Source organism: Mycobacterium sp., assembly GCF_049683935.1.
Taxonomy (GTDB): domain Bacteria; phylum Actinomycetota; class Actinomycetes; order Mycobacteriales; family Mycobacteriaceae; genus Mycobacterium.
The window spans coordinates 1-19,355 of the sequence record NZ_JBAUJR010000030.1; the positions used below are offsets into that span (position 1 = coordinate 1).

The window sequence follows — 19,355 nt, forward strand, 5'->3', positions numbered from 1 at the left end:
GTCGGGCACCACCGCGACGAGCACCGACGCAGGGCGGGCCGCGACCTCGGAAGAGGCTGCAGCACCGGTCGCTGAGACCGCCGCCGTCGAGGCACCCGCAGCAGTTGAGAGCGCTACACAGGATTCAGGGAGCTAGGCAATGCTCATTCCCCGCAAGGTCAAGCACCGTAAGCAGCACCACCCGCGGCAGCGTGGCATCGCCAGCGGCGGGACCTCGGTGAGCTTCGGTGACTACGGCATCCAGGCCCTGGGCCATGCCTACATCACCAACCGGCAGATCGAGTCCGCTCGTATCGCCATCAACCGGCACATCAAGCGTGGCGGCAAGGTGTGGATCAACATCTTCCCGGACCGCCCGCTGACCAAGAAGCCCGCCGAAACCCGCATGGGTTCGGGCAAGGGTTCACCGGAGTGGTGGGTCGCCAACGTCAAGCCCGGCCGCGTGCTGTTCGAGCTGAGCTACCCGGACGAGAAGATCGCCAGGGAAGCGCTGACCCGCGCGATCCACAAGCTGCCGATCAAGGCACGCATCGTCACCAGAGAGGAGCAGTTCTGATGGCAGTCGGAACAACGACGGGCGAACTGCGCGAGCTCACCGACAACGAACTGACCGACAAGCTGCGCGAGTCGAAGGAAGAGCTGTTCAACCTGCGCTTCCAGATGGCGACGGGCCAGCTCACCAACAACCGCCGGCTCCGTGTCGTGCGGCAGGAGATCGCACGGCTCTACACCGTGCTGCGCGAACGTGAATTGGGTCTGGCCGCCGGACCCGGAGGTGAGGATTCCTGATGGCTGAAGCAACAGAGAAGGGCCCGGCCACGACGCCGCGGACCGAGAAGCCACGCAACCGCCGCAAGACGGCGATCGGCTACGTGGTGAGTGACAAGATGCAGAAGACCATCGTGGTCGAGCTGGAAGATCGTAAGAGCCACCCGCTCTACGGCAAGATCATCCGGACGACCTCGAAGGTCAAGGCGCACGACGAGAACGGTGACGCCGGTGTCGGCGACCGGGTTTCGCTGATGGAGACGCGGCCGTTGTCCGCGACCAAGCGCTGGCGCCTCGTCGAGATCCTCGAAAAGGCGAAGTAAGCGACCCTCTCCGCCACCTCACAGAAATCCCCGCATGCCACATCGGCAGCGGGGATTTTTGCATACTGCGGTCGCTCTCACCTGGTCCCCGCCGCGATCTTCACCAACCTGTTGTGACCGTGGTCACAACTTGACACCATTGCGCAATCAGCCGAACACTTCGCGGCCGCGCCGGTTGCGGTACAGGAGGGAGAGACCGTTGGATGCACAGATAGACGAGACGCATCGTGCGGTTCTGCGGGCGCTCGCGGACACGGTTGTGCCGTCGCTCGAGAGGCCCGCGGACCCGACCCGATTCTGGGCGCTCAGCGGCAGCGACGTGCAGGCCAACGTCGGCGTCGAGCAAGCCCTTTCCGGCCTGCCCGAAGATCAGCGCGCCGGGATGCTCGCGCTGCTCGAAGGGCTGAGTGCGCACGGGTTCGTCACCGCGTCGCGGCCCGAACGCGAAGAGATGATTCGCACTGTCGCGACGACCGGCGCGCACGCTGCCGCGGCGATAGCCGCCCTGGAGTCCCTGACGTTGGCCTTCGCCTACGCCGGACCCGATCCGCAGACCGGAAGCAACCCGATGTGGGCGGGTTTCGGTTATCCGGGCGCCCCGGCTATCGACCCGGGCTGCGATGACGCGCTCGAGCCGTTCGTACCCGACGGCCCCGGTTCGGTGGTCACCGCTGATGTCTGCGTTGTCGGTTCCGGTGCCGGTGGCGGCCTTGTCGCGGGCTTGCTCGCGCAGGCGGGCCTCGACGTCGTCGTGCTCGAAACCGGCGGCAACTTCAACGAGGCCGACTTCGCCGGCCTGGAACTGCCAGCCTTCCAGCAGCTGTTCTGGCGCGGGGGCCCGACGCCGACCGCAGACTTCAACGTCACCATGCTGGCCGGCGGCACGCTCGGTGGCGGTCCCACCGTCAACTGGTCGAACTGCCTGCGTACTCCCGCAGCCGTGCGCGAACAGTGGACCCGCGAGTTCGGCCTGGAGGGCGTCGATGGACCCGACTTCGACCGGCACACCGATGCGGTCTGGGCGCGGCTCGGAGTGAACGCCGACTGCTCGCACCTCAACGGTCCGCACGAGCGGATGCGTGACGGGGCAACGGCGCTCGGGTGGTCGTTCACCACCTTGCACCGCAATGCCGACCCGGCCGCCTACTCTCCCGACACCGCGGGCTACATCGGCCTCGGTGATCGCTCGGGTGCCAAGCTCGATGTGCGCCGTACCTATCTGCGCGACGCGGTCGACGCGGGCGCCCGGGTGATCGTGCGGTGTCACGCCGAACGGGTCCGTGTCGAGAACGGCCGCGCGGCCGGTGTGCAGGCGACGTTCGTCGACCCGCGAACCGGCACGCCCACGCCCGTCGAGGTGCGGGCACCCCGAGTGGTGGTGGCGTGCGGCTCCTTGGAGTCGCCGGCCTTGCTGCTCCGCTCCGGAATCGGCGGGCCGGCGGTCGGACGCTACCTGCACCTGCACCCGGTGGTCGCCACCCTGTCGTTGCACGCTGAGCCGCAACGACCGTGGTGGGGCGCGCCGATGACCGCGATGGTCGACGAATTCGCCGACATCGAGGACGGTTACGGCTTCCTCGTCCAGAACGCACAGTGGGCGACGTCGATCGTGGCCGGCGGCATGGCCCGGGAGTCGGGCGAGGAACTCAAGGAAACGATGGCCCGATTGGAAAAGGCCGCCTGGTGGGTCGGGATCTCGCGCGACCGAGGCCATGGCAGCGTGACCATCGACGCCGCCGGTAACGCCGTCGTGCACTACGTGCTGTCCGACGAACTCGACGTGCGGGTCGCCCACCGCTCGATCGAGGCCCAGATACGGCTGCACGCAGCCGGCGGAGCCCAGGAGATCGTCCCGTTCGCCGCGACCACGGCCCGGTGGCGGAAGGGCGACGACCTGGACAAGTTCATCGTCGAGATGCAGGCGATCCCTCTCGGCGCCGGTGGGCACAAACTGTTCTCCGCTCATCAGATGAGTAGCTGCCGGATGGGCGCCGATCCGCAGACATCGGTGGCAGACACGTGGGGCGAGCTGCACGACACCCCCGGTGTCTACATCGGTGACGCGAGCGCGTTACCGACAGCGACCGGTGTGAACCCGATGATCTCGACGATGGCGATGGCGCATCGAACGGCGCAGATGATCACGCATACGGCCGCCGCCATCACACCCGCCGCACAAACGTGAACAGCCGCAAGGGATTCGTCCGCCAGGCGATTCGTGGCGGGTTGCCCGAGCTGTGGCTCCTTCAGGCCTTGGAGCTTGGCTGGGCTGGACACTTACGCTGCTGAGCGTGCTGCGGCGGCTTAACTGCAGACCTGGGGCGCGGCCGCTGGATTCGCGGTTGCCCCATCGGTGGGCGGTGTACTGTGCGGGGCCATGGGAACGGAATTCAAGGGCAAGATCGAGCTCGACATCCGCGATTCCGAACCCGACTGGGGTCCGTTCGCTGCTCCGACAGCGCAGCCGGATGCGCCCAATGTCCTCTACCTCGTGTGGGATGACATCGGGATCGCGACGTGGGATTGCTTCGGCGGGCTCGTCGAGATGCCCACCATGAACCGGATCGCCGAACGTGGGGTGCGGCTTTCGCAGTTCCACACCACCGCGCTGTGCTCACCGACCAGGGCGTCACTGCTGACCGGCCGCAACGCCACGACGGTCGGCATGGCGATGGTCGAAGAGTTCACCGAGGGCTTTCCCGGCATCAACGGCCGCATCCCCGATGACACCGCGCTGATCTCCGAGGTGCTCGCCGAAAACGGCTACAACACCTACTGCGTGGGCAAGTGGCACCTGACCCCGATCGAGGAATCCAACCTCGCAGCGACCAGACGGCACTGGCCGTTGTCGCGCGGTTTCGAGCGGTTCTACGGATTCATGGGCGGTGAGACCGACCAGTGGTACCCCGAGTTGATCCACGACGGCCACCCGGTGGAAGCGCCCGCCACCCCCGAGGAGGGTTACCACCTCTCCAAGGACATCGCCGACAAGACAATCGAATTCATCCGCGACTCGACGATGATCGCTCCTGACAAGCCGTGGTTCTCCTACGTCTGTCCCGGCGCCGGCCACGCTCCGCACCATGTGTCCAAGGAGTGGGCCGACCGCTACACCGGCACATTCGACATGGGCTACGAGCGCTATCGGGAGATCGTGCTGGAGAATCAGAAACGACTGGGCATCGTGCCCGTCGACACCGAACTGTCGGCGGTCAACCCCTATTCGGACGTCACCGGACCCAACGGCGAACCGTGGCCGGATCATGACACCGTGCGGCCCTGGGATTCCCTCGGCGACGAGGAGAAGCGACTGTTCGCCCGCATGGCCGAGGTGTTCGCCGGGTTCCTGTCGTACACCGATGCCCAGATCGGGCGGATCCTGGACTATCTCGACGAATCCGGTCAGTTGGACAACACCATCATCGTCGTCATCTCCGACAACGGCGCCAGCGGCGAGGGCGGGCCCAACGGGTCTGTCAACGAAGGCAAATTCTTCAACGGCTATATCGACACCGTCGAGGAGAGCATGCGGTTCTTCGACGAGCTGGGCGGTCCCACCACCTACGGTCACTACCCGATCGGCTGGGCGATGGCCTTCAACACCCCCTACAAGCTCTACAAGCGATACGCCTCCCACGAGGGCGGGATCGCCGACGCCGCAATCATCTCCTGGCCCAACGGAATCGCCGCGCACGGCGAGGTGCGGGACAACTACGTCAACGTCTGCGACATCACGCCGACGGTGTACGACATGCTGGACATCACCCCGCCCGCCCTGGTCAAGGGGGTCGCGCAGAAACCGCTCGACGGGGTCAGTTTCAAAGTGACACTGGAGAATCCGGCTGCGCCGACCGGCAAGGAGACGCAGTTCTACACGATGCTCGGCACCCGGGGGATCTGGCATCGGGGTTGGTTCGCCAACACCGTGCACCCCGCCTCGCCTTCTGGTTGGTCCCACTTCGACGACGACCGGTGGGAGCTGTTCCACATCGAGGCCGATCGCAGCCAATGCCACGACCTGGCCGGCGAGAACCCGGAGAAACTCGCCGAACTGCAGGCACTCTGGTTCGCCGAAGCCGAGAAGTACAACGGTCTGCCGCTGTCGGATCTCGGGGTGTTCGAGATGATCGGACGCTGGCGACCGTCGCTGGCCGGCGGTCGATCAAGCTATCTGTACTACCCGAACACCGCGCCGGTACCGGTGGGGGCGTGTGTGGAGATCCAGGGACGATCCTTCTCGGTGCTCGCCGAGGTGACCGTGGACAGTCCGGATGTCGAGGGGGTGTTGTTCAAGCAGGGTGCCGGTCACGGCGGCTACGTGTTGTACGTCGCCGACGGCCGACTGCAGTTCGTCTACAACTTCTTCGGCGAAGAGGAACAGCGTCTGAACTCACCGGACCCGATACCGCAGGGCGACCACATCCTGGGTGTCGGCTACGCGCGCACAGGAACGGTCGAGGGCAGCCACACGCCGGTCGGGGACGCGACCCTCTACGTCGACGGCAACGCCGTCGCCACCCTCGCGGACGTCAGAGCGCACCCGTTCCTCTTCGGGCTGGCCGGGGGCGGAGTGAGCGTGGGACGCAATCTGGGACAAGCGGTTTCGCAGGAGTACCAGGCACCGTTCCCGTTCACCGGCGGCACCATAGCGCAGGTGAGAGTCGACGTATCCGGCGCGCCGTACCCGGATGTGGAGCGCAACCTCGCGCTGGCCTTCGCCAGGGACTGACACGATGCGACGCGGGGTACTGGCTCTGGTGCTGTGCGCCACGCTGGTGGCGTCGGCCTGCACCCGCACCGACCAGGGAGTGCCCACGTCGGACGGCGAACGCCGCGCGGCCACCGCGACCTACGAGATGCCTACCTCCGAAACAGATCCGCCGGACCCCCAGGAGGGCGACGAGCCGGGCGTCGTGCCCACCATGGCCCCCGGCGCCGCGGGAACGGTCTGCGCCCCGCCCGATCTGCCCCCGGTGCGGACCGTGGCCCAGATATCGGATCCGGCGGCACCCACAGCCACCGTAGGCGTGCCGGACGGTTGGTCGATGTCCTCGGGTGGCGGCGATCCGGTGGGCGCTCGACTCGAGGGGCCGAGCGGCATGCGGGCCACCGTCACGATCGCCGCGACCTCACTGGCACCCGCGGCCGCGTTCCGCCGGTACTCCGACGACCTCACCGAAGACTCCGTCGTGAGCACAGTCAGCCTGCTGCCCGGCGAGATGTGCGGCTACAGCGGCCAGCAGCTGATGGGAATCCTGTCCGACGGCACCGACACCGTGCAGTACGAGGACCGACTGGTGCACGTCCCCGCGCCCGCGCAGGACTATCTGATCGCCATCCATGTCGAGGCGCCCTCGGACACACCCGGTTTCGAGGATGCCGCGTCGTTGGTGACCGGCGATTTCGAGATCGGACTACCCTGACCGTCATGCTCACCGACCTCGTCGAGTTGGACGGCGGAGCGTTCCGGATGGGGTCGACGCAGTTCTATCCCGAAGAGGCGCCGGTGCACACGGTCACCGTCGCGCCGTTCGCCGTGGAGCGGCACCCGGTGACCAACGCCCAGTTCGAGGCTTTCGTGGCCGACACCGGCTACCGGACGGTCGCCGAGGTGGCCCCCGACCCCGCGCTGTTCCCCGGCGCCGCGCCGGCGGATCTGGTTCCGGGTGCGCTGGTGTTCCAGGCGACGAGCGGCCCCGTGGACCTGCGGGACTGGCGACAGTGGTGGCGATGGGTACCCGGTGCGAGCTGGCGACATCCGTTCGGCCCCGGCAGTTCCATCGCGGACAGGTCCGGTCATCCGGTGGTGCAGGTCTGTTTCGCCGACGCGGCCGCATACGCCCGATGGGCGGGTCGGCGGCTGCCGACGGAAGCGGAGTGGGAGTTCGCCGCCCGCGGCGGGTCGACGGCCGTCTACCCCTGGGGTGACGATCCCGTTCCCGGCGGGCAGCTGATGGCCAATACCTGGCAGGGCAGCTTTCCGTACCGCAATGACGGTGCGCTGGGCTGGTCGGGCACCTCGCCCGTCGGCACGTTCGCGCCGAACGCCTACGGCCTGCTCGACATGATCGGCAACGTGTGGGAGTGGACGACGACCCGTTTCGGCGGCCACCACGAGGTGGGCGCTCCGGCGCAGGCGTGCTGCCCTCCGGCGGACCCGGACCCGACGGTCAACCAGGCGCTCAAGGGAGGCTCGCACCTGTGCGCGCCGGAGTACTGCCACCGGTACCGGCCGACCGCCCGGTCACCGCAGAGCCAGGACAGCGCCACCACCCATATCGGGTTCCGCTGCGTGGCCTGAGCAGCGATTTGGAGCATTCCCTCAGCTCACCTAGTATATGGGGGTTGCCTTGGGCAGACCTCGGTTGTCTTTCACGGACGACCCTGCGTGCTCTTGGGTGACAAAGACCGCGTACGTCAGGGTCGGTAATCCTGCGTGCATACAGAAAACCCAGGTCAGGAGATCGAGTGATTCAGCAGGAATCGCGTCTCAAGGTCGCCGACAACACGGGCGCCAAGGAGATCTTGTGCATCCGTGTACTCGGCGGCTCAGGACGGCGCTACGCCGGCATCGGTGATGTCATCGTGGCGACCGTCAAGGACGCAATCCCGGGCGGCAACGTCAAGCGCGGCGACGTCGTGAAGGCCGTCATCGTGCGCACCGTCAAAGAGCGCCGCCGCGCCGACGGCAGCTACATCAAGTTCGACGAGAACGCCGCCGTCATCATCAAGCCCGACAACGATCCGCGTGGCACCCGCATCTTCGGACCGGTCGGTCGCGAACTGCGCGAGAAGCGCTTCATGAAGATCGTCTCGCTCGCCCCGGAGGTGTTGTAGATGAAGGTCCGCAAAGGCGACACGGTGCTCGTGATCTCCGGCAAGGACAAAGGTGCCAAGGGCAAGGTGCTGGTCGCCTACCCGACCCGGAACAAGGTCCTCGTCGAGGGCGTCAACCGGATCAAGAAGCACACCCCCGAATCGCGCACCGAGCGTGGGGCATCCTCGGGCGGCATCGTCACCCAGGAGGCGGCCATCTCCGTGAGCAACGTCATGGTGATCGACTCCGACGGCACGCCCACCCGCGTTGGCTACCGCAAGGACGACGAGACCGGCAAGAACGTCCGGATCGCCAAGAGCAATGGCAAGGATCTGTGAAATGACCACCACTGAGAAGACCCTGCCGCGCCTCAAGCAGCGCTACCGCGAAGAGATCCGCGAGTCGCTGCAGAAGGAGTTCGGCTACGCGAACGTCATGCAGATCCCCGGCGTGGTCAAGGTCGTCGTCAACATGGGCGTCGGTGACGCTGCCCGCGACGCGAAGCTGATCAACGGCGCGGTCAACGACCTCGCCCTGATCACCGGCCAGAAGCCCGAGATCCGCAAGGCCCGCAAGTCCATCGCCCAGTTCAAGCTGCGCGAGGGCATGCCGATCGGCGCCCGGGTCACCCTGCGCGGCGACCGGATGTGGGAGTTCCTGGATCGGTTGACCTCGATCGCGCTGCCGCGTATCCGCGACTTCCGGGGCCTGAGCCCCAAGCAGTTCGACGGCACCGGTAACTACACCTTCGGGCTCAACGAGCAGTCGATGTTCCACGAGATCAACATCGACGACATCGACCGGCCCCGCGGCATGGACATCACCGTCGTCACCTCGGCGACAACCGACGACGAAGGACGGGCGCTGTTGCGGGCCCTGGGCTTCCCGTTCAAGGAGAACTGAGCAGATGGCAAAGAAGGCTCTGGTCAACAAGGCCAACAAGAAGCCCAAGTTCAAGGTGCGTGGCTACACGCGCTGCAACAGGTGCGGCCGCCCGCATGCGGTGTACCGCAAGTTCGGTCTGTGCCGCATCTGCCTTCGCGAGATGGCACACGCCGGCGAACTGCCGGGCGTGCAGAAGTCCAGCTGGTGACCGATGAGCGCTTGCGCGAAGAGCAACTAGCACCAGCCCCAACCACATTCAGTTCTTAATAACAGGTTGCGGTAGGCCTCCCGAAATCAACTCGGAGGAACCGCCGCGAGAAAGGTGAACCGGCTGTCATGACCATGACGGACCCGATCGCAGACTTCCTCACACGTCTGCGCAACGCCAATTCGGCGTACCACGACGAAGTGACCCTGCCGCACAGCAAGATCAAGGCCAACATCGCCGAGATCCTCAAGGCGGAGGGCTACATCACCGACTTCCACACCGAGGACGCCCGCGTGGGCAAATCGTTGGTCGTCCAACTCAAGTACGGCCCCAGCCGGGAGCGCAGCATCGCCGGGCTCCGCCGGGTGTCCAAGCCCGGACTGCGGGTGTACGCGAAGTCCACCAACCTGCCGCGGGTTCTCGGTGGCCTCGGCGTGGCGATCATCTCCACGTCCTCCGGCCTACTGACCGACCGCCAGGCCTCACGACAGGGCGTGGGCGGCGAAGTCCTCGCGTACGTCTGGTAGCGGGGGAGGAGAAACTATGTCGCGCATTGGAAAGCAACCGGTTGTCATTCCCGCCGGAGTAGACGTCAACATCGACGGCCAGAAAGTGTCCGTCAAGGGCCCCAAGGGCACGCTGGAACTCGCGGTCGCGGAGCCCATCTCGGTGTCCCGCGATGACGACGGCGCCGTGGTGATCACCCGGCCCGACGACGAGCGGCGCAACCGCTCGCTGCACGGGCTCTCGCGGACACTGGTGGCCAACCTGGTCACGGGTGTGACCGAGGGGTACACCACCAAGATGGAGATCTTCGGCGTCGGCTACCGCGTCGTTGCCAAGGGCAACACGCTGGAGTTCGCGCTGGGGTACAGCCACCCGGTGATCATCGAGGCTCCCGAAGGCATCACCTTCGCGGTGGAGACGCCCACCAAGTTCTCGATCTCCGGTATCGACAAGCAGAAGGTCGGACAGATCTCGGCGAACATCCGTCGGCTGCGCCGCCCGGACCCGTACAAGGGCAAGGGCGTTCGCTACGAGGGTGAGCAGATCCGTCGCAAGGTCGGAAAGACGGGTAAGTAACTCATGGCCACAAACACCAAAGACACCGTGCGCAAGCCGGTGGGGCAGAACATCTCCGAGGCACGGCGGACGTCGCGACTGCGTCGGCACGCCCGGCTGCGCAAGAAGGTGTCCGGCACCGCGGATCGGCCCCGCCTGATGGTCAACCGCTCGGCACGCCACATCCACGTGCAGTTGGTCGACGACCTGGCAGGCGTCACGCTCGCCGCGGCGTCCTCGATCGAGGCGGACGTGCGTGCCCTCGACGGCGACAAGAAGACACACAGCACCAAGGTCGGACAGCTCATCGCCGAGCGTGCGAAGTCCGCGGGTATCAGCGAGGTCGTCTTCGACCGCGGTGGTTACACCTACGGCGGACGTATCGCGGCACTTGCCGACGCGGCGCGCGAGGGCGGGCTGAAGTTCTGATGACCTTTTTCCAAGAGACCGGAAGGATTGCATGATGGCCGAGCAGGCTGTTGGAGCCGGCGGGCCGTCGAGCTCCGAAGGTAGGGGCGGACGCTCCGATGACCGAGGTGGCCGTGGCCGCCGTGACGACCGCGGTGGCCGTGGAGGCCGCGACGGTGGTGACAAGAGCAACTTCATCGAGCGCGTGGTCGCGATCAACCGCGTGTCCAAGGTGGTCAAGGGTGGCCGTCGGTTCAGCTTCACCGCGCTGGTGATCGTCGGCGACGGCGCCGGCATGGTCGGCGTCGGATACGGCAAGGCCAAGGAAGTTCCGGCCGCCATCGCCAAGGGTGTCGAAGAGGCGCGCAAGGGCTTCTTCCGCGTCCCGCTCATCGGCGGCACGATCGTGCATCCGGTGCAGGGTGAGGCCGCGGCGGGTGTCGTGATGCTGCGTCCGGCCAGCCCGGGTACCGGTGTGATCGCCGGCGGCGCCGCCCGTGCGGTGCTGGAATGCGCGGGTGTGCACGACATCCTGGCCAAGTCGCTGGGCAGCGACAACGCGATCAACGTCGTGCACGCGACCGTTGCGGCGCTCAAGCAGCTGCAGCGCCCCGAAGAGGTCGCGGCCCGCCGCGGCCTGCCGATCGAAGATGTAGCGCCCGCAGGCATGCTCCGGGCCCGCCGTGAGGCGGAAGCCGTGGCCGCCAGTGCAGCGCGTGAGGGAACGGCTTAACCACCATGGCAGAACTCAAGATCACCCAGGTGCGCAGCACCATCGGTGCGCGCTGGAAGCAGCGGGAGTCCTTGCGGACTCTCGGTCTGCGCAAGATCCGCCAGTCCGTGGTTCGGGAGGACAACTCCCAGACCCGCGGGCTGATCAAGACCGTCCACCACCTCGTGACGGTTGAGGAGGTCTAACACGATGACAATCAAACTGCACGATCTGCGGCCCGCTCCGGGTTCGAAGACGGCGAAGACCCGCGTGGGTCGCGGTGAGGGCTCCAAGGGTAAGACCGCCGGCCGCGGCACCAAGGGCACCAAGGCGCGCAAGAACGTCCCCGCGACGTTCGAGGGCGGCCAGATGCCGATTCACATGCGTCTGCCCAAGCTCAAGGGCTTCAAGAACCGCTTCCGCACCGAGTACGATGTCGTCAACGTCGGCGACCTCAACAGGCTGTTCCCCAACGGCGGCACCATCGGTGTCGACGAGTTGGTGGCTGCCGGTGCGGCGCGCAAGAACACCCTGGTGAAGGTACTCGGCGACGGCAAACTGACCGTCAAGGTCGACGTCACCGCCAACAAGTTCAGTGGCAGCGCGCGGGACAAGATCACCGCCGCAGGTGGCACCGCAACCGAACTCTGAGCACACGTCTGGACAGGAAACCCCCGCTTCGGCGGGGGTTTCGTGCTGTTGCGGTCGTAACGCCTCCCGCGCCCGGCGCGATTAGACTCTGCGTACGCACCCCTAGGAGAAACCCAATGACCCGTGACCGACGCGTCGTCGCCGCAGTGATGGTCGCCGCAGGATTCTCCCTGTTCGCTGCCGCGGCCCCCGCGCTTGCCGAGACCCCCGATGAACGATTCACCCAGGCGGTGGACGCCATGGGCATCGAGGTGGAACCCGGCACCGACCTCCCCGCGGTGGGCCAGCAGGTCTGCGAGATGTTCGCGACCCAGGTGGTGACCAGCGTCAACCCGGTGCCCGCCGTGCGCGGTGTGGTCACCACGCTGCAGAACAGCGGCATCAGCCGCGAACAGGCAGTGGGTTTGATGCGCGCCTCGGTGGGCGTCTACTGCCCGCAGCAGGCCCGGTTCATCGGACGTTGAGGTGAGCGTCGAAGAACTCGACGATCCGCGACCACGCATCCTCCCGTAGGCGCCAGGGTGCGTCGCGCCAGTCGTTCATGAACGAGTGACCGACGTCGGGGTACTCCTTGACATCGTGCGGCACTGCGCCTTCGGTCAGAATCGACTCCAGGCGCGCGCTGTGGCCCCTCGCCGTCGGGGATCGAGAGGTGCTGTGCGGCTGAGTCGAGAATGTCCACGAATTCGACGGTACAGAGCGTCGGTAGGCTGAACCGCATGCTCTCCTTCCTTCCCAGCGTTCCCGGTGTCGACGACGTCCGGGCGCTCGCCCGCAAGGTCGACACCGCTCGCCATCACGGCGTACCGGACGGCTGCATCCTCGAACTCGATCTCCAGGCGATGCCGCAGGAGACCAGCGGGTTCGACCCTCTGGTGCTGGTCAACGGTGCGGGCAAACCACTGCTGCTGCGGGAGGCGATAGAGGCGATCCATCGCGCCACCGACGATCCGCGGGTCGCGGGCCTGATCGCACGCATCCAGATCCCGGCCGCCTCGCCCGGTCCGGTTCAGGAACTGCGCGAGGCCATCGTGGCGTTCTCCGCCGAGAAGCCGTCCGTGGCGTGGGCCGAGACCTACCCGGGCACGCTGTCCTATTATCTCGCCTCGGCCTTCGGCGAGGTGTGGATGCAGCCCTCGGGCACCGTCGGGTTGGTCGGATTCGCCACCAGCGCGCTGTTCCTGCGCGACGCGCTCGCCAAGGCCGGCCTCGAAGCGCAGTTCGTGGCCCGTGGTGAATACAAGTCAGCGGCAAACGTTTTCACCCAGGACAGCTACACCGACTCCCATCGTGAGGCTGACGCCCGGATGGTCGAAAGCCTGCACGCGCAGGTGTGGGAAGCGGTGTCGGCCTCACGTGGTGTTGATGCGGCCGCCCTCGACTTGCTGGCCGACAAAGCGCCGTTGCTGCGTGACGACGCGGTGACCGGAGGTCTCGTCGACCGCATCGGGTTCCGCGACGAGGCCTATGCGCGGATCGCGCAGATGAGCGTCCCGACATCGCAGGAGGCCCCTGATGAGGCGGACGGCGACGACGCGCCACCGCGGTTGTTCCTGACGCGCTACGCCAGGGCGAAGGGGCTGTCGGTGTCGATGCCGGGGATCAACGGTAGGAAGACCGTCGCCGTCGTCACCCTCGCCGGACCGATCGTCAGCGGCCGCGGGCGTCAGATGTCGCCGCTGGGGTCACCGAGCGCCGGAGGTGACACCATCGCCGCCGCACTGCGTGAGGCGGTCGCCGACGAGGATGTCTCGGCGATCGTGCTGCGGGTCGACAGTCCCGGCGGGTCGGTGACCGGATCGGAGACCGTGTGGCGGGAGGTCGTTCGGGCCAGGGCGGCCGGTAAGCCGGTCGTCGCCTCGATGGGCGCCGTCGCGGCATCCGGTGGGTACTACGTGTCGATGGCCGCCGACGAGATCGTCGCCAATCCCGGCACCATCACCGGCTCTATCGGCGTGGTCACCGGCAAGCTGGTGGCGCGAGAACTCAAGGGACGGTTGGGCGTCGGCTCTGACAGCGTGCGTACCAACGCCAACGCCGACGCATGGTCGGTGAACGCGCCTTTCACCGACGAGCAACACGCCCACGTCGTCGCCGAGGCGGACCTGTTCTACACCGACTTCGTCAAGCGGGTGGCCGACGGCCGCGAGTTGGGTGTCGAGGAGGTCGACGGGGTGGCGCGTGGACGGGTGTGGACCGGCGCCGACGCGGCCGAGCGCGGTCTGGTCGACGAACTCGGCGGCCTGCGCACCGCGATCCGGCGGGCCAAGGTGCTCGCCGGGATCGATCCCGACGAGAAGGTCACCGTCAAGAATCTCCCCGGCTCTTCACTTCGGGATATGTTGCGGCCCAAGCCTTCCTCTCAGCCGGCCGCCGCATCCCTGCCCGACGCGATGGGGGCCCTGGTGGTCGCGACGGTGTCCGGGGTCCTCGACCAGACCCAGCGGTCGCTCACCGGCGCGAACGCGCTGTGGCTGGGGGAGTGGCGGTTCTAGCTCAGGTGGGCTGAATGTGGGCGCTGACGTAGACGATCTCGCCGAGCACGTCATCGTCCTCCGGCGCGGGGACCGCCACCCCGAACTTGCCGAAGAGTTCGTTACGGGGTGAGCCCGTGACCTGCCAACCGCTGCGGCGTAGGTAGTCGGTCACCTCGTTGCGGTGGCCCGCGTACACCAGCGACGCCATGTCGATGTCGAGGCCGTACTCCCGCAGCGGCGCGGACAACTCGCGGGCCTTCTCGGCGTCGAAGTCGACGATGCCCGGTGCGTACTCGGTGCCCAGCGTGCTGCCCGCGGCGGAATGGCGGGTGATCAGGTCGAACAGATGATCCTGCGCGTCCGGAGGGAGGTAGATCAGCAGCCCCTCGGCCAGCCACGCGGTCGGCTGGGATACGTCGAATCCGGCGTCTCGCAGGGCCGTGGGCCAATCCTCGCGCAGATCGATCGACACCGTCCGCCGCGTCGCGGTGGGTTCGGCGCCGAGGTCGTCCAGTGTCTGCGTCTTGAAGGTGATGACGTCGGGTTGATCGATCTCGTAGACCACCGTGCCGTCGGGCCAGGGCAATCGGTAGGCGCGGGAGTCCAGCCCGGACGCCAGGATGACCGCCTGGCGCACGCCGCCAGCGGTGGCCGCCATCAGATGGTCGTCGAAGAACCTGGTACGCACGGCCATCGCGTCGATCATCGACTGCACCCGGTCGGCGGAGCCACCCGGGAGTCGTGACACGTCGAGGTCGCCGTCGAGCATGGTGGTGAAGAACTCCAGGCCCACCGCGTGGACCAGGGGAGCGGCGAACGGATCGTCGATCAGACCCTTCGGGTCCAGCGATGCGAACGCCCGGCCCGCGGCGACCATCGTCGCCGTCGCGCCGACGCTCGACGCGAGATCCCATGAGTCGTCACCGGTGCGTGTCACATCACTCCTGGTCGAGTCGTGCTGAGAGATAACCGGAGTCGCCGACCATCGCCATCAGATGATCGGCCGGCGGCTCGAAGCCGTTGACGGCGTACGCCTCGGAGTTCGGCAGCACGTTGACCCGCCACCCGCGAGAATTCAGGTGATCCCCGGCGGGGGTGCGCGGACCGGTGTAGAACAGCTCCTCGAGATCGATGTCGCTGCCGTGCCTGCGGGCGCGGGCGGTCATCGCCTTGGCCCAGTCCCCGGTGAGCGCCTTGGGGTCCATGTGTTCGGTGGCGAGCCTGCTGCCCGGTGCGCTCAGCGCCGTGATGTCGTCGAGCAACCGGTCCTGGGCTTCCGGGGGCAGATAGATCAGCAGGCCCTCGGCGATCCACGCGGTCGGCACACTCGGGTCGAAACCGGACTCCCGCAACGCCTTCGACCAGTCGTCGCGCAGATCGATGCCGACGGTCCGGCGCTCGACGGCCGCAGCGGCGCCGGCGTCGGCGAGGACCCGGGTCTTGAACTCGATGACGCTGGGTTGGTCGATCTCGAAGACCACGGCACCGTCCGGCCAGGACAACCGGTAGGCGCGGGTGTCGAGACCGGAGGCCAGGATCACCGCCTGGCGTACCCCGGCGGCTGTCGCCTCGAGGAAGAAGTCGTCGAAGTATCGGGTGCGCACCGCGATGTGCTCGCGCATCTGCGTGGCGCCGAAGAGCGGATCGTCGCCGAAGTCGGTTTCGCCGCGGGCCACCTCGATGAAGTGGGGCAACCCGACGGCCTCGACCAGGGTGGCGGCATACGGGTCGGCGATCAGGGGGTCGGGACCACGGCTGGCGAATGCCCGGGATGCGGCCACCGACGTGGCGGTGGCGCCGACGCTGGACGCCAGATCCCAGGTGTCGCCCTCGGAGCGAGCCATCGTCGGTCTCCTACTTGAGCGCGGTCACATAAACGACGTCGGCGAAGCCTTCGCCGTCGTCGAGTGGGGCGAGTCCGTACTTGATCAGCAGATCATTGGTCGGCAACGCCTCGACGCGCCACCCGCCTCCACGGAGATACTCGGTGAGGTCGGCGCGGTCACCGAGGAACACCAGCTCGGAGAAATCCAGGTCGAACCCGTGGCTGCGCCATTGGTCGGATGCGTCCTTCATCTGTTGGCGCATCGCGTCGTGGTCGGCGTCGTGATGGGCGGGTACGCCCTCGGCGGCCAACCGGCTACCGGCCGCGCTGAGTTCGCCGATCTGGTCGAGCAGGCGGTCCTGCGCCTCCGGTGGCAGGTAGCCGAACAGGCCCTCGGCAATCCAGGCCGTCGGCCTGGTGGTGTCGAAGCCCGCGGCTGTCAGCGCTGCGGGCCAGTCATGACGCAGGTCAACGGCGACCGTCCGCAGATCGGTGGTCGGATGTGCGCCGAGCCCGGCCAACGTCGTCGTCTTGAACGCGATCACCTCGGGCTGGTCGATCTCGAAGAGCGCCATGTCCTCGGGCCACGACAAGCGGTACCCGCGGGCGTCCAGTCCGGAAGCCAGGATCACGGCCTGCCGGACACCGGCGGCGGCAGCATCGGCGAAAAAATCGTCGAAGAACCGGGTGCGGGCGGCCATCCCGTCGGCGAACCGGCTCATGCCGACCGGTGATCGGCCGTCCTCGGTGTCCCGCTCGAGGTCGGCGGGTGTGAGCTCACCGGAGGCGAGGCGGGTGAAGAAGTCGACGCCGACCGCGCGAACCAGTGGTTCGGCGAACGGATCGTCGATCACCGCGTCGTCGGAGCGTGAGGCCACCGCGCGGGCCGCGGCGACCATCGTCGCCGTCGCGCCTACGCTGGAGGCCAGATCCCATGTGTCGTTGTCGGTGCGTACCACAGCTGAATCCCTTGCACTGGAGGCGTTTAGTTAGGTGAGGTAATGACTTACCCCGACTGTACGCCTCCCCGGACAGGATTCGGGCGGGCGAAGATGCAACTGTTAGTCTCGTAGACTGTTCGGACGCGTGACTTGCGCAGGTCGTATGCCTGCACGTGACTGCGCGCGCACGACCCAACCACGACGCTGGTCACGCCAGCCAAAGAGCACGCCGCGATCGTCAACTCGGCCGTGCAGGAGGAAAGAGTGCTCTCGGCCTTCATCTCGTCGTTCAGAACCCCGGACCTGAGACGAAAGATCCTTTTCACGCTCGGCATCGTCGTCCTCTACCGGGTCGGCGCCTCGGTGCCGTCCCCCGGCGTGAACTACCCCAACGTGCAGCAGTGCATCGCACAGGTCAGTGGCGGTGAGTCGGGGCAGATCTACTCGCTCATCAACCTGTTCTCCGGCGGCGCGCTGCTCCAGCTCTCGGTGTTCGCGGTGGGCATCATGCCCTACATCACCGCCAGCATCATCGTGCAGTTGCTGGGTGTGGTGATCCCGCGATTCGAGCAGCTGCGCAAAGAGGGCCAGGCCGGCCAGGCGAAACTCACGCAGTACACCCGTTACCTCGCGATCGCGCTGGCCATCCTCCAGGCCACCAGCATCGTGGCGCTCGCCGCCAACGGCGGGCTGCTGCAGGGCTGCTCGCTCGACATCATCCAGGGCCAGAGCGACGGACTGAACTTCACCACCCTCGCCGTCATGGTCATCGTGATGACCGCAGGCGCGGCGCTGGTGATGTGGATGGGCGAGCTGGCCACCGAGCGTGGCGTCGGCAACGGCATGTCGCTGCTGATCTTCGCGAGCATCGCCTCCGCCATCCCCGGTGAGGGCAAGAACATCCTCGACAGCCGCGGTGGCATGGTCTTCACCTTCGTCTGCATCGCAGCGCTGATCATCGTCGTCGGCGTGGTGTTCGTCGAGCAGGGCCAGCGCCGCATCCCCGTCCAGTACGCCAAGCGGATGGTCGGCCGGCGGATGTACGGCGGGACGTCGACCTACCTGCCGCTGAAGGTCAACCAGGCAGGCGTCATCCCGGTCATCTTCGCGTCGTCGCTGATCTACATCCCGCACCTGATCACCCAGCTGATCACCAGCGGCAGCGCGACCCAGAGCACCGGGTGGTGGCAGACGTTCGTCGCGGAGTACCTGACCGACCCGAGCAGCCCGGTCTACATCGCGATCTACTTCGGCCTGATCATCTTCTTCACGTACTTCTATGTGTCGATCACGTTCAACCCCGACGAGCGTGCCGACGAGATGAAGAAGTACGGCGGCTTCATCCCGGGCATCCGGCCGGGTAAGCCGACCGCCGACTACCTGCGGTTCGTGTTGTCCAGGATCACCCTGCCCGGCTCGATCTACCTGGGTACGATCGCGGTTCTACCCAACTTGTTCCTCGAGATCGGCAACACCGGTGCCGTGCAGAACCTGCCGTTCGGTGGCACCGCGGTGCTGATCGCCGTCGGCGTCGGGCTCGACACCGTCAAACAGATCGAAAGCCAGCTCATGCAGCGCAACTACGAAGGCTTTTTGAAGTGAGAGAGGGTTCCTAAGTTGAGAATCGTGCTGTTGGGGCCGCCCGGGGCGGGTAAGGGAACGCAGGCCCAGAAGCTGGCCGACAAGCTCGGGGTCCCGCAGATCTCCACCGGTGACCTGTTCCGCTTCAACATCAGCAACGGCACCGAGCTCGGGCTGGAAGCCAAGAAGTACCTCGACGCCGGAGACCTGGTTCCGGCCACGCTCACCAACGCTCTGGTCGACGACCGGCTCGATCACGAGGATGCGGCCGGCGGTTTCATCCTCGACGGCTTCCCGCGCTCGGTCGAGCAGGCCAAGGCGCTCGCCGGGATGCTCGAGAAGCGCAACCTCGCCCTCGACGCCGTGCTGGAGTTCCGGGTCCCCGAAGAGGAGCTGGTGTCCCGGCTCAAGGGCCGCGGCCGCGCCGATGACACCGAGGACGTCATCCGCAACCGGTTCAGGGTGTACCGCGACGAAACCGCTCCGCTACTGGACTACTACAGCGACTCCCTGGTCACCGTCGATGCCGTCGGTGAACTCGACGAGGTCTTCACCCGCGCGCTGAAGGCGCTCGGCCGCTAGTACCCATGGTCTCTCTGCCCGGCCTCCGCGGCCGCAAGGTCGTCGCCCAGCGCAGCGCCGGTGAACTCGACGCGATGGCCGCCGCCGGCGCCCTGGTCGCCGCAGCGCTCTCCGC

25 protein-coding genes and 1 pseudogene are annotated in these 19,355 nt (G+C 66.9%); 22 read left to right on the forward strand and 4 right to left on the reverse strand.

The window, feature by feature from the left end; all coding sequences use genetic code 11:
• The first annotated feature begins 139 nt into the window (after window positions 1-139).
• From rplP to WA965_RS01860, 18 genes are all read left to right on the forward strand, one after another.
• The gene (gene rplP, locus WA965_RS01775) at window positions 140-556 is read left to right on the forward strand and encodes a 50S ribosomal protein L16 (RefSeq protein ID WP_178358776.1); all 417 of its coding nucleotides are present in this window, start codon (window positions 140-142) and stop codon (window positions 554-556) included.
• A complete protein-coding gene (rpmC, locus tag WA965_RS01780; protein WP_178358777.1) occupies window positions 556-789 on the forward strand; it encodes a 50S ribosomal protein L29 in 234 nt (77 codons plus the stop codon). Before rplP ends, rpmC begins: the two co-directional genes overlap by 1 nt.
• Window positions 789-1,091, forward strand: a complete 303-nt coding sequence (rpsQ, locus tag WA965_RS01785) for a 30S ribosomal protein S17 (RefSeq protein ID WP_178358778.1) — start codon at window positions 789-791, stop codon at window positions 1,089-1,091. The genes rpmC and rpsQ overlap by 1 nt, the downstream gene beginning before the upstream one ends.
• A 199-nt stretch (window positions 1,092-1,290) precedes the next feature.
• Window positions 1,291-3,276 (forward strand): GMC family oxidoreductase N-terminal domain-containing protein, encoded by a 1,986-nt coding sequence (locus WA965_RS01790; protein WP_526300196.1) that lies wholly within the window; start codon window positions 1,291-1,293, stop codon window positions 3,274-3,276.
• 192 nt (window positions 3,277-3,468) lie between these two features.
• Window positions 3,469-5,820, forward strand: coding sequence for an arylsulfatase (locus WA965_RS01795; RefSeq protein WP_526300194.1), 2,352 nt, complete (start codon window positions 3,469-3,471; stop codon window positions 5,818-5,820).
• A 4-nt stretch (window positions 5,821-5,824) separates the two neighbouring features.
• Window positions 5,825-6,514, forward strand: a complete 690-nt coding sequence (locus WA965_RS01800) for a hypothetical protein (RefSeq protein ID WP_526300192.1) — start codon at window positions 5,825-5,827, stop codon at window positions 6,512-6,514.
• Between the two features lie 5 nt (window positions 6,515-6,519).
• The gene (locus tag WA965_RS01805) at window positions 6,520-7,392 is read left to right on the forward strand and encodes a formylglycine-generating enzyme family protein (protein ID WP_526300191.1); all 873 of its coding nucleotides are present in this window, start codon (window positions 6,520-6,522) and stop codon (window positions 7,390-7,392) included.
• Between the two features lie 167 nt (window positions 7,393-7,559).
• A complete protein-coding gene (gene rplN / locus WA965_RS01810; protein ID WP_137148880.1) occupies window positions 7,560-7,928 on the forward strand; it encodes a 50S ribosomal protein L14 in 369 nt (122 codons plus the stop codon).
• A complete protein-coding gene (gene rplX, locus WA965_RS01815) occupies window positions 7,929-8,246 on the forward strand; it encodes a 50S ribosomal protein L24 (RefSeq protein ID WP_178358782.1) in 318 nt (105 codons plus the stop codon).
• A gap of 1 nt (window position 8,247) precedes the next feature.
• The gene (rplE, locus tag WA965_RS01820) at window positions 8,248-8,811 is read left to right on the forward strand and encodes a 50S ribosomal protein L5 (RefSeq protein WP_526300188.1); all 564 of its coding nucleotides are present in this window, start codon (window positions 8,248-8,250) and stop codon (window positions 8,809-8,811) included.
• 4 nt (window positions 8,812-8,815) lie between these two features.
• Window positions 8,816-9,001, forward strand: a complete 186-nt coding sequence (locus tag WA965_RS01825; RefSeq protein WP_006245130.1) for a type Z 30S ribosomal protein S14 — start codon at window positions 8,816-8,818, stop codon at window positions 8,999-9,001.
• Between the two features lie 128 nt (window positions 9,002-9,129).
• Window positions 9,130-9,528 carry a 30S ribosomal protein S8 gene (gene rpsH / locus WA965_RS01830; protein ID WP_178358784.1) on the forward strand — a complete coding sequence of 133 codons (399 nt, stop codon included), beginning with the start codon at window positions 9,130-9,132 and terminating at the stop codon, window positions 9,526-9,528.
• 16 nt (window positions 9,529-9,544) lie between these two features.
• Window positions 9,545-10,084 carry a 50S ribosomal protein L6 gene (gene rplF / locus WA965_RS01835; RefSeq protein WP_526300186.1) on the forward strand — a complete coding sequence of 180 codons (540 nt, stop codon included), beginning with the start codon at window positions 9,545-9,547 and terminating at the stop codon, window positions 10,082-10,084.
• A 3-nt stretch (window positions 10,085-10,087) separates the two neighbouring features.
• Entirely contained in the window at window positions 10,088-10,492 is a 405-nt protein-coding gene (rplR, locus tag WA965_RS01840) for a 50S ribosomal protein L18 (RefSeq protein ID WP_526300184.1), read from the forward strand.
• A 34-nt stretch (window positions 10,493-10,526) separates the two neighbouring features.
• Window positions 10,527-11,204 carry a 30S ribosomal protein S5 gene (gene rpsE, locus WA965_RS01845; RefSeq protein WP_178358786.1) on the forward strand — a complete coding sequence of 226 codons (678 nt, stop codon included), beginning with the start codon at window positions 10,527-10,529 and terminating at the stop codon, window positions 11,202-11,204.
• A gap of 5 nt (window positions 11,205-11,209) precedes the next feature.
• The gene (rpmD, locus tag WA965_RS01850; protein ID WP_159230598.1) at window positions 11,210-11,389 is read left to right on the forward strand and encodes a 50S ribosomal protein L30; all 180 of its coding nucleotides are present in this window, start codon (window positions 11,210-11,212) and stop codon (window positions 11,387-11,389) included.
• A gap of 4 nt (window positions 11,390-11,393) precedes the next feature.
• The gene (rplO, locus tag WA965_RS01855) at window positions 11,394-11,834 is read left to right on the forward strand and encodes a 50S ribosomal protein L15 (RefSeq protein ID WP_526300182.1); all 441 of its coding nucleotides are present in this window, start codon (window positions 11,394-11,396) and stop codon (window positions 11,832-11,834) included.
• Window positions 11,835-11,950: 116 nt separating this feature from the next.
• The gene (locus WA965_RS01860; RefSeq protein ID WP_526300180.1) at window positions 11,951-12,298 is read left to right on the forward strand and encodes a DUF732 domain-containing protein; all 348 of its coding nucleotides are present in this window, start codon (window positions 11,951-11,953) and stop codon (window positions 12,296-12,298) included.
• Here the strand turns inward: WA965_RS01860 and WA965_RS01865 are convergent.
• The gene (locus WA965_RS01865) at window positions 12,285-12,449 is read right to left on the reverse strand and encodes a dienelactone hydrolase family protein (RefSeq protein ID WP_526300201.1); all 165 of its coding nucleotides are present in this window, start codon (window positions 12,447-12,449) and stop codon (window positions 12,285-12,287) included. The genes WA965_RS01860 and WA965_RS01865 overlap by 14 nt on opposite strands.
• Window positions 12,450-12,553: 104 nt before the next feature.
• Here WA965_RS01865 and sppA point away from each other — a divergent pair, with 104 nt between their 5' ends.
• Window positions 12,554-14,329, forward strand: coding sequence for a signal peptide peptidase SppA (gene sppA / locus WA965_RS01870; RefSeq protein ID WP_526300178.1), 1,776 nt, complete (start codon window positions 12,554-12,556; stop codon window positions 14,327-14,329).
• A gap of 1 nt (window position 14,330) precedes the next feature.
• Here the strand turns inward: sppA and WA965_RS01875 are convergent, their stop codons facing one another.
• The 3 genes from WA965_RS01875 to WA965_RS01885 are packed head-to-tail and all read right to left on the reverse strand — an operon-like array spanning window position 14,331 to window position 17,095.
• Window positions 14,331-15,248, reverse strand: a complete 918-nt coding sequence (locus tag WA965_RS01875; protein WP_526300176.1) for a class I SAM-dependent methyltransferase — start codon at window positions 15,246-15,248, stop codon at window positions 14,331-14,333.
• 1 nt (window position 15,249) lies between these two features.
• Complete coding sequence (locus WA965_RS01880; RefSeq protein WP_526300174.1) at window positions 15,250-16,155, reverse strand: class I SAM-dependent methyltransferase; 906 nt, start codon at window positions 16,153-16,155, stop codon at window positions 15,250-15,252.
• Window positions 16,156-16,165: 10 nt separating this feature from the next.
• Window positions 16,166-17,095 carry an SAM-dependent methyltransferase gene (locus WA965_RS01885; protein WP_526300172.1) on the reverse strand — a complete coding sequence of 310 codons (930 nt, stop codon included), beginning with the start codon at window positions 17,093-17,095 and terminating at the stop codon, window positions 16,166-16,168.
• 246 nt (window positions 17,096-17,341) lie between these two features.
• Here WA965_RS01885 and secY point away from each other — a divergent pair, with 246 nt between their 5' ends.
• From secY to WA965_RS01900, 3 genes and pseudogenes are all read left to right on the forward strand, one after another.
• Window positions 17,342-18,679 (forward strand): preprotein translocase subunit SecY, encoded by a 1,338-nt coding sequence (secY, locus tag WA965_RS01890; RefSeq protein WP_526300170.1) that lies wholly within the window; start codon window positions 17,342-17,344, stop codon window positions 18,677-18,679.
• 15 nt (window positions 18,680-18,694) lie between these two features.
• Complete coding sequence (locus WA965_RS01895; protein WP_526300168.1) at window positions 18,695-19,240, forward strand: adenylate kinase; 546 nt, start codon at window positions 18,695-18,697, stop codon at window positions 19,238-19,240.
• A gap of 5 nt (window positions 19,241-19,245) precedes the next feature.
• Window positions 19,246-19,355, forward strand: a pseudogene (locus tag WA965_RS01900) (type I methionyl aminopeptidase); the annotation flags it as partial.

Coding starts and splice junctions, on each gene's coding strand:
- WA965_RS01825 (WP_006245130.1), top strand. CDS start 8,816: ATGGCAAAGAAGGCTCTGGTCAACAAGGCCAACAAGAAGCCCAAGTTC.
- rpmD (WP_159230598.1), top strand. CDS start 11,210: ATGGCAGAACTCAAGATCACCCAGGTGCGCAGCACCATCGGTGCGCGC.
- rplO (WP_526300182.1), top strand. CDS start 11,394: ATGACAATCAAACTGCACGATCTGCGGCCCGCTCCGGGTTCGAAGACG.
- WA965_RS01805 (WP_526300191.1), top strand. CDS start 6,520: ATGCTCACCGACCTCGTCGAGTTGGACGGCGGAGCGTTCCGGATGGGG.
- rpsQ (WP_178358778.1), top strand. CDS start 789: ATGGCTGAAGCAACAGAGAAGGGCCCGGCCACGACGCCGCGGACCGAG.
- WA965_RS01795 (WP_526300194.1), top strand. CDS start 3,469: ATGGGAACGGAATTCAAGGGCAAGATCGAGCTCGACATCCGCGATTCC.
- rpsE (WP_178358786.1), top strand. CDS start 10,527: ATGGCCGAGCAGGCTGTTGGAGCCGGCGGGCCGTCGAGCTCCGAAGGT.
- rplE (WP_526300188.1), top strand. CDS start 8,248: ATGACCACCACTGAGAAGACCCTGCCGCGCCTCAAGCAGCGCTACCGC.
- rpmC (WP_178358777.1), top strand. CDS start 556: ATGGCAGTCGGAACAACGACGGGCGAACTGCGCGAGCTCACCGACAAC.
- rpsH (WP_178358784.1), top strand. CDS start 9,130: ATGACCATGACGGACCCGATCGCAGACTTCCTCACACGTCTGCGCAAC.
- rplF (WP_526300186.1), top strand. CDS start 9,545: ATGTCGCGCATTGGAAAGCAACCGGTTGTCATTCCCGCCGGAGTAGAC.
- WA965_RS01800 (WP_526300192.1), top strand. CDS start 5,825: ATGCGACGCGGGGTACTGGCTCTGGTGCTGTGCGCCACGCTGGTGGCG.
- WA965_RS01880 (WP_526300174.1), bottom strand. CDS start 16,155: ATGGCTCGCTCCGAGGGCGACACCTGGGATCTGGCGTCCAGCGTCGGC.
- rplR (WP_526300184.1), top strand. CDS start 10,088: ATGGCCACAAACACCAAAGACACCGTGCGCAAGCCGGTGGGGCAGAAC.
- rplX (WP_178358782.1), top strand. CDS start 7,929: ATGAAGGTCCGCAAAGGCGACACGGTGCTCGTGATCTCCGGCAAGGAC.
- WA965_RS01860 (WP_526300180.1), top strand. CDS start 11,951: ATGACCCGTGACCGACGCGTCGTCGCCGCAGTGATGGTCGCCGCAGGA.
- rplP (WP_178358776.1), top strand. CDS start 140: ATGCTCATTCCCCGCAAGGTCAAGCACCGTAAGCAGCACCACCCGCGG.
- sppA (WP_526300178.1), top strand. CDS start 12,554: ATGCTCTCCTTCCTTCCCAGCGTTCCCGGTGTCGACGACGTCCGGGCG.